The sequence below is a fragment of the Roseovarius sp. 217 genome, assembly GCF_000152845.1.
Taxonomy (GTDB): domain Bacteria; phylum Pseudomonadota; class Alphaproteobacteria; order Rhodobacterales; family Rhodobacteraceae; genus Roseovarius.
Genome location: NZ_CH902584.1, coordinates 765,892 through 778,386, shown reverse-complemented (window position 1 = coordinate 778,386; position 12,495 = coordinate 765,892). Strand labels below are relative to the sequence as shown.

The following is a 12,495-nucleotide window of genomic DNA, read 5'->3' as shown; positions in this document are numbered from 1 at the left end:
ATGACTACCGAAGTCCGCGTCCCCACCCTTGGCGAATCCGTGACCGAGGCGACCGTCGCCACCTGGTTCAAGAAACCCGGCGACCCCGTCGCCGCCGACGAGATGCTGTGCGAGTTGGAAACCGACAAGGTGACCGTGGAGGTGCCCAGCCCTGCCGCAGGCACGATGGGTGAAATCGTAGCGCAAGAGGGTGAGACCGTCGGCGTCGATGCCCTCTTGGCCACCATCTCCGAAGGCGAAGGCAAAGCAGCCCCGACCCAAGCGGACAAGGCCGAAAAGGCCGAAAAGCCTGCCAAGAGTGACAGCGCCAATGCCGGTGCCAATGTCGATGTGATGGTCCCCACCCTGGGAGAGTCGGTGTCAGAGGCGACCGTGTCGACATGGTTCAAGAAAGTGGGCGACCCCGTCGCCGCCGACGAGATGCTGTGCGAGTTGGAAACCGACAAGGTCTCGGTCGAGGTGCCAGCCCCCGCTGCTGGCACGCTGACCGAAATCCTTGCGGCTGAGGGGTCTACCGTGCAGGCAGGTGGCAAGCTCGCGATCCTCTCCTCCGGCGCCGGGGCATCCGCTCCCGCCGCAGCGCCCAAGGCCGAACAAGCCGCAGCACCTGCACCGAGCTCCGGCAAGGATGTCGAGGATGCGCCGTCGGCCAAAAAGGCCATGGCCGAGGCTGGTCTCAGCCGCGATCAGGTCACGGGCTCTGGCCGCGATGGCCGTGTGATGAAAGAGGATGTGGCCCGTGCCGCCGCTGCAGCCACGCAAGCGCCCGCCGCTGCCGCCGCCCCGGCCCAAGCGCCGCGTGCCCCCGCCCCAGCCGAAGATGTGGCCCGCGAAGAGCGCGTCAAGATGACCCGCCTGCGCCAGACCATCGCCCGCCGCCTCAAGGACAGCCAGAACACCGCCGCCATGCTCACCACCTATAATGAGGTGGACATGACCGAGGTGATGGCGCTGCGCAACCAGTACAAGGACGAGTTCTACAAGAAGCACGGCGTCCGCCTTGGCTTCATGTCCTTCTTTACCAAGGCCTGCGTGCATGCCCTGAAAGAAGTGCCCGAGGTCAATGCCGAGATTGACGGCACCGACATCATCTACAAGAACTTCGTGCATATGGGTGTCGCGGCTGGCACTCCCACCGGCCTTGTCGTGCCGGTGATCCGTGACGTGGATGCCATGGGCTTTGCCGCCATCGAAAAGGCCATCGCCGAAAAAGGCGCGCGCGCGCGTGACGGCAAACTCAGCATGGCGGAAATGCAGGGCGGCACCTTCACGATCTCGAATGGCGGTGTCTATGGCTCGCTGATGTCCTCGCCCATCCTCAACCCGCCGCAATCGGGTATTCTGGGCATGCACAAAATCCAGGATCGTCCCATGGCGATCAACGGTCAGGTGGTGATCCGCCCGATGATGTATCTGGCGCTCAGCTACGATCACCGGATTGTGGATGGCAAGGGTGCTGTCACATTCCTCGTGCGCGTCAAAGAGGCGCTCGAAGACCCGCGCCGCTTGCTGATGGATCTCTGAACCGGTGCGCCTTGAAGGCGCACCCTACCCCCCGTAGGGTGCGCATTCATCGCGCACCTCATGGCAAGAGGCTCCGAATGACACCCGAACTCACAGCCCTCACTCTCGCCGCGCTCCTGCAAGCGGTGCAATTCGTACTCTATGCCATCCCGGCCAATCTCGAGCTTGGGCCGGGCTATACCATGTCCGCGCGGGACCGCGAACCTTCCCGCCAACTCTCGCCGAAAACCGCCCGGCTTGGCCGTGCGCTTTCCAATCATTTCGAGGGGTTGATCCTCTTTACCATCGCGGTCGTGGTCGTCACGCTCGGTGCGCAATCGAGCCCGCTCACCGCTGCCTGCGCCTGTACCTATCTCGCCGCGCGCGTTCTCTACATCCCCGCCTATTATTTCGGCCTGCGCCCTTGGCGCTCGCTCATTTGGGCGGTGGGGTTTGGGGCAACGGTTCTCATGCTGCTGGCGGCGGTCGTATGATGCTTCATCTGGCTCAAAATACCTCGGGGGAGGCGCGGACAGCGCGACGGGGGCAGCGCCCCCTCTCTGCCCGGCCCGCACCGACGCAAGACCGATAGAATACCGACGCGGCCCCCGCCGCGAAAAACGAAAGGATATGACCCATGGCCTCTTACGACGTAATCATCATCGGCGCCGGCCCCGGCGGCTATGTCTGCGCCATTCGCTGCGCGCAACTGGGGCTAAAAACCGCCGTCGTCGAGGGGCGCGCCACCTTGGGCGGCACCTGTCTCAACGTGGGCTGTATCCCCTCCAAGGCGCTCTTGCATGCGAGCCACATGCTGCACGAGGCAGAGCATAATTTTGCCGCCATGGGCCTCAAGGGCAAAAGCCCTTCGGTCGATTGGAAACAGATGCTGGCCTATAAGGATGACGTGATCGGCCAGAACACCAAGGGCATCGAATTTCTGTTCAAAAAGAACAAGGTAGAGTGGCTCAAGGGCTGGGGTTCAATCCCCGAGGTGGGCCGCGTCAAGGTCGGCGACGACACCCACGAGGCCAAGCAGATCGTGATCGCTTCCGGCTCTGTCCCAGCGTCGTTGCCCGGTGTCGAGGTGGATGAAAAGATCGTCGTCACCTCCACCGGCGCGCTGGAACTGGGCAAGATCCCCAAATCGCTGGTGGTGATCGGGGCCGGAGTCATTGGCCTTGAGATGGGCTCGGTCTATGGCCGTCTGGGGGCCGAGGTGACGGTGGTCGAGTATCTCGACGCCATCACCCCCGGCATGGATGGCGAGGTACAAAAAACCTTCCAGAGGATACTGAAGAAACAAGGGCTTAACTTCATCATGGGTGCCGCCGTGCAATCCGTCGAGACGCTCAAAACCAAGGCCAAAGTCAACTACAAACTGCGCAAGGACGACAGTGAGCATCAGCTTGATGCCGATACCGTGCTGCTCGCCACCGGGCGCAAACCGTATACCGAGGGCCTAGGTCTGGCTGATTTGGGCGTTGAGATAACCAAGCGCGGGCAGATCGCCACGGACGCCCATTGGCAGACCTCGGTCAAGGGCATTTACGCCATAGGCGACGCCATCGAAGGCCCGATGTTGGCCCACAAGGCCGAGGACGAGGGCATGGCCGTGGCCGAGGTGTTGGCGGGCAAGCATGGGCATGTGAATTACGGCGTCATCCCCGGCGTGATCTACACTCACCCCGAGGTCGCCAATGTCGGCGAAACCGAAGAAAGCCTGAAAGAGCAAGGGCGTGCCTATAAGGTTGGCAAATTCTCCTTTATGGGCAATGGCCGCGCCAAGGCGGTTTTTGCCGGTGATGGTTTTGTGAAGATCCTCGCCGACAAGGAAACAGACCGCATCCTTGGGGCGCATATCATCGGGCCGGCGGCGGGCGATCTCATCCACGAGATTTGCGTGGCGATGGAGTTTGGTGCCTCGGCGCAGGATCTGGCCATGACCTGCCACGCGCATCCCACCTATTCCGAGGCGGTGCGCGAGGCGGCGCTTGCTTGTGGTGACGGGGCAATCCACGCGTAAAGGGCCGAGATACGTTGCGCCGCATGCGCCTCCATTGGCAAGCTGTGGTTCTCCGATGAAGGCGGGCCGTCTCGCGTTTATCGTTATCGCTGGGTTTCTCGCGGGGTTGGGCGGCCATATAGCCGTTGATCGTCTGACCTTTGACCGGGCGGACCGCATCGCCGATGTCTTTCAGGCGCTTTGTCTCGGTGCCGATGACTCTGATCCCGGCGCTCTCGGACTGCATCCACGCCTAGGCTATGCTGGGGAGTGGGTGGATACACGGTCGCGTACCTTGATAGTTCACAATGGGAGCGGGTGCTCGGTTAATGCCTTTGACGCGCATAACCTGTCGTCGTCCGAGGTCGGTGCCCTTGTTACGCGCATTGAGCGGGTCGTCGCACGGGACTTTCCCGCGCTGACGCTTGAACCCGACACAAACCCGGATGATGCAACTTTGGAACGGTTTTGGATGAGCGGCGACTTCAGAGCGCCGGATAGATGGGGTATCATACTCTACGCGTTTCTACCGACCTCACCCGACGGATCAACCATGTTGAGATATGCGCCCCCGCTACGCGATGCCAAGGTAGTGGAATGAAAATGCCATACTGACCCCTCGTATCGGTGATCATCCCGGCCTTTCGGGCGGGCAGCACAATGCCCGCCTCCGTCACGGGTGAGGGACAGGGATATGACGGCCTGCCCGATCCAGGGCTCACCTCAAAGCATGACATGGCCCCAATCCGTCACGACGCGCCACCCGGCCCAAAGTCTCATTCCGCGGGCGATATCGTTCTTTTCGGCTTTTTCGGCTTGCATAGACGCCGGATTACGTTCCGAAACGGTACCAGATAAAGCTTTGCGCAGCTGTTCAATTCCTCTGGATTCATGCCGGCCACCCCGAAGCGCACATCCCGGTTATCCTCAGGCAGTTCATAGGTATTGAAGATCACGTCCCAAACCGGGAACATGAAAGCGAAGTTCTTGTCGATGTGATCCGGATGACAACTGTGATGCACATGGTGGTGCGCCGGAGAGGGAAATACCTTCGACCAGATGCCGGGCCAGCGCAGCCAGATATGCGAGTGCCGCAGGTTGTAACCCATGACGTTGAACAGAAACATCAGAAACGGTACGCCAAGCACCGACGGCATGCTCGGCAGATATCCCAGAAGCTGAGCAGCGGCCCCCATGAAAATGCCGTTCCAGGCCCCTAGACTGACTAGATAGACAAGGTTGTCGATGGGATGCTCACGAAAATTCGACATCGGATGCATCACTTCGGAGCTGTGATGGACCTTGTGAAACTCCCACAGGATCGGACTCTTGTGCTGAAGATAGTGGATCGTATAGGCGATGAGATCGGACAGGACGAAAAACCCGACCATATAGCCAAAAGCAATGATGTAGGCCCCCGGCCCGGATCGGAGATCACCAATGCGCGCCGTCTCGGCAAGGTTCTCCCCGCCGGTCACCAACGCATAGGCCCATGCGGAACTTCCCGCCATGACGCCGAACAGCAGGAAATGACCAATGAGCTTGTGAAAGAAGAAGTACCGCACGTCCAGCCAAGCTGACGGGTGCGACCAGACGCGCTTGGGCACGAGAAAGCTCACGAAAGACGAGACATCCTCCGCGTCATCATGCCTGCGCCAAGCGTGGGCCTTGTAGACGACATAGGCAAAGCCGATCGCAGTCAGGAGATAGAGCGCGAAGAGCCGTTCACCCGGCGACCAGAAGAAAGCCAGAAAATGAAGCAGATAGTTTACGTATAGCGCCAAAAGATCCGTCAGATATCCCATATACCTCAACCCTGCATTCCGATGTCATGAGGGACAGTCGCAGCAGGATGCGCGTTTTATGTGAACAAATTGTGGAAATCTGCGGGCTGCGCTCTGCTCAGACGGCATCCAGATCAAACCCTGCCTCACGCATCAGCGCGTTTGAAGCGCCTTCAATCTCATGCTCGAGCTGTTCCATGAAAACATTTCGGTCCAGCCCCGTTTCGATTGGTGCCAAAAACTCCACGACCGCCAGCCCCGGTTTGCGATAGATCCCCCGCTTGGGCCAGAACACGCCGACATTGGTGGCGGCAGGCACGCAGGGCACCCCCATTTGTTCATAAAGGACACCGGTTCCTATCTTGTAGGGCACCTTGGTTCCGGGGGCGACACGGGTGCCTTGGGCATAGATGATCAACTGCCCGGGGGTTTGCGCGCCGCGCGCCACGTCCTCGACCATTTTCTTGATAGCCGCCCCACGCTTGCCGCGATCAACTGGAACACACCCGATCCGCATTCCATAGAGACCGATCACCGGGGTCCACAAAATTTCGCGCTTCATGATGAAACGCCCGGTCGGCAATTCGCTGAAAATCAGCAGAATATCGAGAAAGGATTGGTGCTTGGCAGCGATCAGAACCTGCCCGTCGGGTGGCGTGCCGCGCACCTCGGTCCGCAGCCCCACCATCCAGCAGGCCGTCCAGCGCACCCAATGGCAATAGGCCTTGCACCCGGCCAGAGCCCCTTTTCGGCTGAAAATCGCGGCGGGCATGTAGAGTAACCCAAAGACAGGCAGCATCAGATACATCTGCGCGATAAAGACAAGAGAGCGCAGCCATTGAACGGCATATCTCATGGTAGTTCCTTCAAGCTGCGGTGTGCTGCAAGGCGCGTTGCCGCGAACGCGACTCCCGCCGCCAGTGGCGGAATGATCAGCGGCCAGATCCAGTGCCATCCTTGGAACCCAAGACCGGTAAGAAAACCGCCTTCAATCTGTGCCCGAGGCAAAAGCAAAATTGCACCGCATCCCAGAACCACTCCGACGCAGGCGCCTCCAAGTGCTCGCAACGTAAATCGTCGCACGAAAGCCCGCGCGATATAGACATCCTGTGCGCCCACCAGCCGCAGCACACTGATCACTTGCGAATTGGCCGCTAATGCGGCGTTTGCGGCTAGGGTGATCATCGCTCCAACGGCCCCGCCAATAAGGATCATCGAGATCCAGCCCAAAAGCCTGAGCCGGCTGGCGGCGCGCACCAGAGGTTGCCGCCAACGCGTATGATCATCCAACATTGCGCCAGGCACTTCTGCGCTGAGGCGTAGACGCAGGCCGTCAGCATCAAATCCGTCCCCAGTCTCGATCACCTCGATCAACCTCGGAATCGGCAAATCCTCAATCGGCAAATCAGGACCAAACCACGGCGCCAACAGAGCCGCTTGTTCTTCGTCAGTCAGGGCGCGAGCCCGCTCCACACCAACGGTCGTCTCGAGCACACGTAGAGCGGCTGCCGTCTGCGCGTCCATCTGACCTTCAGGAGCAGAGATGCGCACCGTAGCCGTGCGCGCCAATTCATTTCCCCAGCGATCCGCCAAACGGCCTGTCGCCAATGACAACGCCAATGCGAAGACCGCGAGAAATGCCATCACCGCCGCGCTAAAGAGCGTAAGCCAAGCCGTGAACCCGGTGGGCGGCACCACTCTGTCAGATTGACGATCTGTTAGCAGGAATGCGGTCACTTGCGAAAAATCAAGCTTCACAGATCCGCTCCTGCGAGTTGCAACTTGCGCGATGCGATCCGCAGGACCCGTGCCTGCACATGTGTCTTGGCAGCACGGATGAGGGCCAGATCATGGGTCGCAATGAGGATTGTCTTTCCCATCCGGTTCAGTTCGATCAACAGGCGCAAGAGGCGCTGCGACATTTCCCAGTCAACATTGCCCGTAGGCTCGTCTGCCAGTACCACATCCGGTGACATGATCACCGCACGAGCCAAGGCTGCGCGCTGTCGCTCGCCGCCCGAGAGCTCAGGTGGCAGAGCATTCGCCCGCTCCTTGAGGCCGACCCAGCCGGTCAACTCGCGCAGATTGGCATCCTCAGCCAAAAGATCGCGCCCCGACACAGCCAAGGGCAAAGCGATGTTTTCTGACACGGTGAGATGATCGAGAAACTGGCAATCCTGATGCACCACGCCGATCCGCCGCCGCACCATGGCGATATCGTCGCGCTCCATCTCGCGACGTTCCTGACCAAACAAACGTACCTGCCCTGCTGTTGGAACCAAGGCCCCATAACATAATTTGAGCAGTGTCGTCTTGCCCGATCCCGACGGCCCCGTCAGGAAATGAAATGATCCGGGGCTGAGCGACAGCGACACGTCCGCCAGCAACTCGCCACCCCCATAGCTATAGGCCACGTTCTCCAGCTCGATCACCGCTGCCCCCTTGTCACTCTCAGCCCCTAAATGCCCCAGAGGCCACACATGTGCAATGATCCTGCACGTGATTCGCTTTGTCCTTTTCCGAAAGCCCAGAACGGCCTATGGTGACGCGCAATGATAGGGGCCGGACAACGGCAGCAAGAAGCAGGTGGCAGAATGAGGCTGATTTGCCCAAATTGCGGAGCACAGTATGAGGTGCCCGACGAGGTGATCCCGACGAGCGGTCGAGATGTGCAATGTTCCAATTGCGGCGACACCTGGTTTCAGCATCATCGGTCGCACACGCCAGTTGCATCCAGTGCTGACGACTTGGGCCCCTCGCCCTTAGAAGAGGATGTGGCTCCGACTGCCCCGCTGTCCGAGAAACTAGATGAAGACGAGCATCCAGACGACTATTATGACGAAGACGAAGACGATATTGCGCGGGATGAACCAGACTCAGGTGGCGCGCATCCCGTGCGGCGCGGCGTGGATCCTGCGGTCGCCGATATCCTGCGACAGGAGGCCGAGCGCGAGCGACAGGTCAGATCATCGGCAGGTGGGATCGAGACACAGCCTGACCTAGGCTTGTCAGATCCCGAAATTTCCGAAGACGAGCGTACACGACAAGCACGCGCCCGGATGGAACGTTTGCGCGGCGCTTCCGGTGCCTCGCCCTCACCCGAGATCGAGAAACAGGATGCACATGCGAGCATTGACCCGTCCTCACGCCGCAATCTGCTGCCAGATATCGAAGAGATAAATTCGTCACTCACCTCCTCGGGGGACAGATCTGATGCGCCTATGATGCCGATCCCCGACGAGATTAAAATGCCAGTCCGAAGCGGTGGGTTTCGCAGCGGCTTTCGCCTTGCGATCATAACATTCGCTCTTGCGGCTTTGGTGTATGTGTTTGCTCCGCGTCTTGCCACCACACTCCCCGCCATGGAGGCCCCTCTTGCGCAATATGTGGATGCGGTGAACATGGCGCGACTGTGGGTGGCCTCGGCGGTCAACGCAACGTCCGGTTGGCTCTCCGACATGTCAGCGCCGTCCGGCTAGGACAATCACTTCTCCAGTCGCGACACGCTGGTTCAGGGTCTTGACCTCGACCCTCAGTCGGCGCATGTCCCCTGCATGCACCCTAGAGGAGTTCTGCCATGAGCCTCAATCGTTCGATCAAGATCGCCCCCTCCATCCTCTCGGCGGATTTCGCCAACTTCGGGGCCGAGATCCGCGCCATCGAAGCCGAGGGCTGCGATTGGGTTCATGTCGATGTGATGGACGGGCATTTTGTGCCCAACCTAACCTTTGGCCCGCCGCTCTGCGCCGCCATCCGCCCGCATATCAAGACGGTGATGGACGTGCATCTGATGATTTCGCCGGTCGATCCCTATATCGACGCCTTCGCGCAGGCCGGGGCCGATATCCTGACCGCGCATCTTGAGGCGGGGCCGCATATCCACCGCACCTTGCAGGCCATTCGTGGTGCGGGGTGCAAGGCGGGGCTGGCGCTCAATCCCGGCACAGGGATCGACGCGGTCGACCATCTGCTCGACATGGTGGATCTCATCTGCGTGATGACGGTGAACCCCGGCTTTGGCGGGCAGAAGTTCATTCACAGCCAGATCGACAAGGTCAAGCGGCTGCGCGCTATGATCGGCGACCGGCCCATCCATATTGAAATCGACGGCGGCATCACCACGGAAACCGCCCCGCTGATGGCGGCGGCCGGGGCGGATGTGCTGGTGGCGGGATCTGCGGTCTTCAAGGGCGGCAGTGTCGACAATCCCGCCGTCTACGGCGAGAATATCCGCGCGATCCGTCGCGCAGCAGAGGCGGCAACCGGTGCCATGGCATGAGCCGTGCGGTCGTTTTCGACCTTGATGGCACATTGATCGACAGCGCGCCGGACATCCACGCCGCCGCCAACCGATTGATGGTGCAGAATGGGTTTGATCCCTTCGCACCCGAAGAAACACGAAGCTTCATAGGCAGCGGCGTACCGCATTTCATCAGCTGCTGCCTAACGGCGCGTGGGCGGGCGGGGGATGGCGCGTTGCGCGCCCGCCTGATCGAGGACTTCATCGCCGATTATGAAACCGCCGTGACCTTGACGACGGTCTATCCGGGTGTGATGGGCGCGCTCGACGGGCTGGCCGGGGCCGATCTGGCGCTTGGTCTCTGCACCAACAAGCCCGAGGGTCCGGCCCATTCGATCCTCGCACATCTGGGGCTGGCCGGGTATTTCCCGGTGATCATCGGCGGCGACAGCCTGACCTTGCGGAAACCTGACCCGGCGCCGCTTCAGGCCACGGCCGCAGCGCTTGGTGCGCGGGATGTGGTTTTTGTCGGCGACAGCGAGGTCGATGCCGAAACGGCGGCGCGGGCGGGCGTGCCCTTTGTTCTCTACACGGAGGGCTATCGCAAGGGACCGATCGAGCAGATCGCCCATGACCGGGCCTTTTCCGATTTCGCCGACCTGCAGGAGCTGATCACTGACCTCTTGTCCTGAGGGGACTTGCACGGGCATACTAGTCCCATGCGAACCCGTTTGACCACGGCCCTAGGCCTGACCCATCCCATTCTCTGCGCGCCGATGGCCTTTGCTGCCGGGGGGCGGCTGGCGGCGGCTGTGACCCATGCGGGGGGGCTGGGCCTGATTGGCGGGGGCTACGGAAATGCCGACTGGCTGGAGGGGGCCTTTGCCGAGGCCGGGAATGCGCGGGTGGGCTGCGGTTTCATCACCTGGAAAATGGCTGAAAACCCTGCGGTTCTGGATCAGGTTCTGGCGCGCGAACCGGCGGCGCTCTGCCTTTCATTTGGCGATCCGACCCCGTTTGCGCCAAGGATTGCCGACGCCGGCGTGCCGCTCATCTGTCAGGTTCAGACCCTGCGTGATGCGCAGCGCGCTACGGAGTGCGGCGCGCAGATCATCGTGGCGCAGGGGTCCGAGGCGGGTGGCCATGGCGAGCGGCGCGGCACGATCACGCTGGTGCCCGAGGTGGCAGATTGGCTTGCTGGTCGCGCGCCCGAGGTGCTCTTGGTCGCGGCAGGGGGCATTGCTGATGGGCGGGGATTGGCCGCCGCTCTCATGCTGGGGGCTGATGGCGTGCTCATCGGCTCGCGCCTCTGGGCTTCGGCTGAGGCGCAGGTATCCGAGGCCATGACCGAGGCGGCGATTTCGGCGACGGGGGATCAGACGATCCGCTCGACGGTGATGGATGCGGCGCGCAATCTACGTTGGCCCGCGCGGTATACGGCGCGCGTGCTGCGCAATCCGGTGACGGATCGTTGGCATGACGATCCCGATGGTTTGCGCGAGAATATTGCTGCCCGGGCCGATTGGGCAGAGGGCTGGACCACAGGTGACCCCGAGAGCGCCAATACGTTTGTTGGCGAAGCGACGGGGTTGATCCATGACCGCCCGCCGGTCGCCGACATCATCACGCGCATGGTCGAAGAGGCAGAGGCGTTGCTCCGGCGCGCGCCGGGCTGGGCCTGATGGCGTTGGTTGACCGCCTGCACGCTGAAATATTGGCGCGGCGCGACGATCTGATCGCGCTCACGCAGGACCTGATCCGCATTCCCACGCTAAATCCCCCCGGCGAGAATTACCGCGAGATTTGCGACTATCTCGACCGCCGCCTGCGTGCGGCAGGGTTCGCGACAGAGCTGATCCGCGCCCAAGGCGCGCCGGGCGACAGCGGCCGGCATCCGCGCTGGAATATTCTGGCGCGGCGCGAAGGTGCGCGCCCCGGCCCTTGCGTGCATTTCAACAGCCATATCGACGTGGTCGAGGTGGGTCACGGGTGGAGCGTCGACCCCTTTGGCGGGATCGTGATCGACGGCAAAATCTATGGGCGTGGTTCCTGCGACATGAAGGGGGGGCTCGCGGCGAGTATCATCGCGGCAGAGGCGTTCATCGCCACCTGTCCCGATTACGCCGGAGCGATCGAGATCAGCGGCACGGCGGACGAGGAATCAGGCGGCTTTGGCGGCGTGGCCTATCTGGCAGAGCGCGGCTATTTCAGCCCCGGACGGGTGGATCACGTCATCATCCCCGAACCTTTGGGCAAGGATCGCATTTGCCTCGGGCATCGCGGCGTCTGGTGGGCCGAGATCGAGACCCACGGCGAGATTGCGCATGGTTCCATGCCCTTTCTGGGCGATTGCGCGGTGCGTCATATGGGGGCGGTGATCGCGCGGATGGAAGAGCATCTTTTCCCGGCATTAGCCGCGCGGCGCACCGAGATGCCTGTGGTTCCGGAAGGCGCGCGGCACTCCACGCTCAACATCAATTCCATTCATGGCGGCGAGCGAGAACAGGCGGCCGATTATACCGGCCTGCCCTCGCCCTGCGTGCCGGATCGCTGCCGGATGGTGATTGACCGGCGGTTTCTGATCGAAGAAAACATTGATGCGGTCGAGACAGAAATCCGCAACCTGCTGGAAACCCTGCGCACCGGCAGACAGGGGTTCGACTACACGATCCGCGAATTGCACCGCGTCCTGCCCACCATGACCGACCGCGATGCGCCGGTGGTGGGGGCGGTGGCGCGGGCAGTGGCTCAGGTGTTTGGCCATGCCGCGGATTACGTGGTCAGCCCCGGCACCTATGACCAGAAACATATCGACCGGATCGGACGGCTGAAGAATTGCATCGCGTATGGTCCCGGCATCCTCGATCTGGCGCATAAGCCGGATGAATATGTGGGGATCGAGGATATGGAACAGTCCGCGCTGGTGATGGCGCTTGCGCTTGTGGAGCTGCTGGGGCCGTGAA

At 61.5% G+C, this 12,495-nt stretch carries 13 protein-coding genes; 9 read left to right on the top strand and 4 right to left on the bottom strand.

Features of this window, described 5'->3' with window-relative positions:
* The 4 genes from odhB (at position 1) to ROS217_RS03585 (ending at position 4,109) form a co-directional block, all read left to right on the top strand.
* Positions 1-1,524: a 2-oxoglutarate dehydrogenase complex dihydrolipoyllysine-residue succinyltransferase gene (odhB, locus tag ROS217_RS03600; protein ID WP_009816304.1), complete on the top strand. Its 1,524-nt coding sequence runs from the start codon at positions 1-3 to the stop codon at positions 1,522-1,524.
* Positions 1,525-1,601: 77 nt separating this feature from the next.
* On the top strand, positions 1,602-1,997 hold the full coding sequence (locus tag ROS217_RS03595) for an MAPEG family protein (protein ID WP_009816303.1): 396 nt from the start codon (positions 1,602-1,604) through the stop codon (positions 1,995-1,997).
* Between the two features lie 143 nt (positions 1,998-2,140).
* Positions 2,141-3,529, top strand: coding sequence for a dihydrolipoyl dehydrogenase (gene lpdA / locus ROS217_RS03590; protein WP_009816302.1), 1,389 nt, complete (start codon positions 2,141-2,143; stop codon positions 3,527-3,529).
* 55 nt (positions 3,530-3,584) lie between these two features.
* Entirely contained in the window at positions 3,585-4,109 is a 525-nt protein-coding gene (locus ROS217_RS03585; RefSeq protein WP_009816301.1) for a hypothetical protein, read from the top strand.
* A gap of 175 nt (positions 4,110-4,284) precedes the next feature.
* On the opposite strand, the gene ROS217_RS23115 is transcribed toward ROS217_RS03585, so the two are convergent.
* The 4 genes from ROS217_RS23115 to ROS217_RS03565 all read right to left on the bottom strand — a co-directional run bounded on the left by ROS217_RS23115 (position 4,285) and on the right by ROS217_RS03565 (position 7,724).
* Positions 4,285-5,313: a sterol desaturase family protein gene (locus tag ROS217_RS23115; protein WP_009816300.1), complete on the bottom strand. Its 1,029-nt coding sequence runs from the start codon at positions 5,311-5,313 to the stop codon at positions 4,285-4,287.
* Between the two features lie 97 nt (positions 5,314-5,410).
* Positions 5,411-6,148: a lysophospholipid acyltransferase family protein gene (locus tag ROS217_RS03575; RefSeq protein ID WP_009816299.1), complete on the bottom strand. Its 738-nt coding sequence runs from the start codon at positions 6,146-6,148 to the stop codon at positions 5,411-5,413.
* Complete coding sequence (locus ROS217_RS03570; RefSeq protein ID WP_009816298.1) at positions 6,145-7,050, bottom strand: cell division protein FtsX; 906 nt, start codon at positions 7,048-7,050, stop codon at positions 6,145-6,147. Before ROS217_RS03570 ends, ROS217_RS03575 begins: the two co-directional genes overlap by 4 nt.
* Complete coding sequence (locus ROS217_RS03565) at positions 7,047-7,724, bottom strand: cell division ATP-binding protein FtsE (RefSeq protein WP_040651058.1); 678 nt, start codon at positions 7,722-7,724, stop codon at positions 7,047-7,049. Before ROS217_RS03565 ends, ROS217_RS03570 begins: the two co-directional genes overlap by 4 nt.
* Positions 7,725-7,886: 162 nt before the next feature.
* Between ROS217_RS03565 and ROS217_RS03560 the strand changes: the two genes are divergently transcribed.
* From ROS217_RS03560 to ROS217_RS03540, 5 genes are all read left to right on the top strand, one after another.
* Positions 7,887-8,771, top strand: a complete 885-nt coding sequence (locus tag ROS217_RS03560) for a zinc-ribbon domain-containing protein (RefSeq protein ID WP_040651056.1) — start codon at positions 7,887-7,889, stop codon at positions 8,769-8,771.
* A 98-nt stretch (positions 8,772-8,869) separates the two neighbouring features.
* Positions 8,870-9,571, top strand: a complete 702-nt coding sequence (gene rpe / locus ROS217_RS03555) for a ribulose-phosphate 3-epimerase (protein WP_009816295.1) — start codon at positions 8,870-8,872, stop codon at positions 9,569-9,571.
* A complete protein-coding gene (gph, locus tag ROS217_RS03550; protein ID WP_009816294.1) occupies positions 9,568-10,224 on the top strand; it encodes a phosphoglycolate phosphatase in 657 nt (218 codons plus the stop codon). Before rpe ends, gph begins: the two co-directional genes overlap by 4 nt.
* A gap of 27 nt (positions 10,225-10,251) precedes the next feature.
* Positions 10,252-11,214, top strand: coding sequence for an NAD(P)H-dependent flavin oxidoreductase (locus ROS217_RS03545; protein WP_009816293.1), 963 nt, complete (start codon positions 10,252-10,254; stop codon positions 11,212-11,214).
* On the top strand, positions 11,214-12,494 hold the full coding sequence (locus ROS217_RS03540; RefSeq protein ID WP_009816292.1) for an acetylornithine deacetylase/succinyl-diaminopimelate desuccinylase family protein: 1,281 nt from the start codon (positions 11,214-11,216) through the stop codon (positions 12,492-12,494). Before ROS217_RS03545 ends, ROS217_RS03540 begins: the two co-directional genes overlap by 1 nt.
* The last annotated feature ends 1 nt before the right edge of the window (position 12,495 follow it).

Excerpts from the sequence above, each read along its gene's own strand:
- ROS217_RS03540 (WP_009816292.1), top strand. The coding sequence starts at position 11,214 with ATGGCGTTGGTTGACCGCCTGCACGCTGAAATATTGGCGCGGCGCGAC.
- ROS217_RS03585 (WP_009816301.1), top strand. The coding sequence starts at position 3,585 with ATGAAGGCGGGCCGTCTCGCGTTTATCGTTATCGCTGGGTTTCTCGCG.
- lpdA (WP_009816302.1), top strand. The coding sequence starts at position 2,141 with ATGGCCTCTTACGACGTAATCATCATCGGCGCCGGCCCCGGCGGCTAT.
- ROS217_RS03575 (WP_009816299.1), bottom strand. The coding sequence starts at position 6,148 with ATGAGATATGCCGTTCAATGGCTGCGCTCTCTTGTCTTTATCGCGCAG.
- ROS217_RS03560 (WP_040651056.1), top strand. The coding sequence starts at position 7,887 with ATGAGGCTGATTTGCCCAAATTGCGGAGCACAGTATGAGGTGCCCGAC.
- ROS217_RS23115 (WP_009816300.1), bottom strand. The coding sequence starts at position 5,313 with ATGGGATATCTGACGGATCTTTTGGCGCTATACGTAAACTATCTGCTT.
- ROS217_RS03595 (WP_009816303.1), top strand. The coding sequence starts at position 1,602 with ATGACACCCGAACTCACAGCCCTCACTCTCGCCGCGCTCCTGCAAGCG.
- ROS217_RS03545 (WP_009816293.1), top strand. The coding sequence starts at position 10,252 with ATGCGAACCCGTTTGACCACGGCCCTAGGCCTGACCCATCCCATTCTC.
- odhB (WP_009816304.1), top strand. The coding sequence starts at position 1 with ATGACTACCGAAGTCCGCGTCCCCACCCTTGGCGAATCCGTGACCGAG.
- gph (WP_009816294.1), top strand. The coding sequence starts at position 9,568 with ATGAGCCGTGCGGTCGTTTTCGACCTTGATGGCACATTGATCGACAGC.
- rpe (WP_009816295.1), top strand. The coding sequence starts at position 8,870 with ATGAGCCTCAATCGTTCGATCAAGATCGCCCCCTCCATCCTCTCGGCG.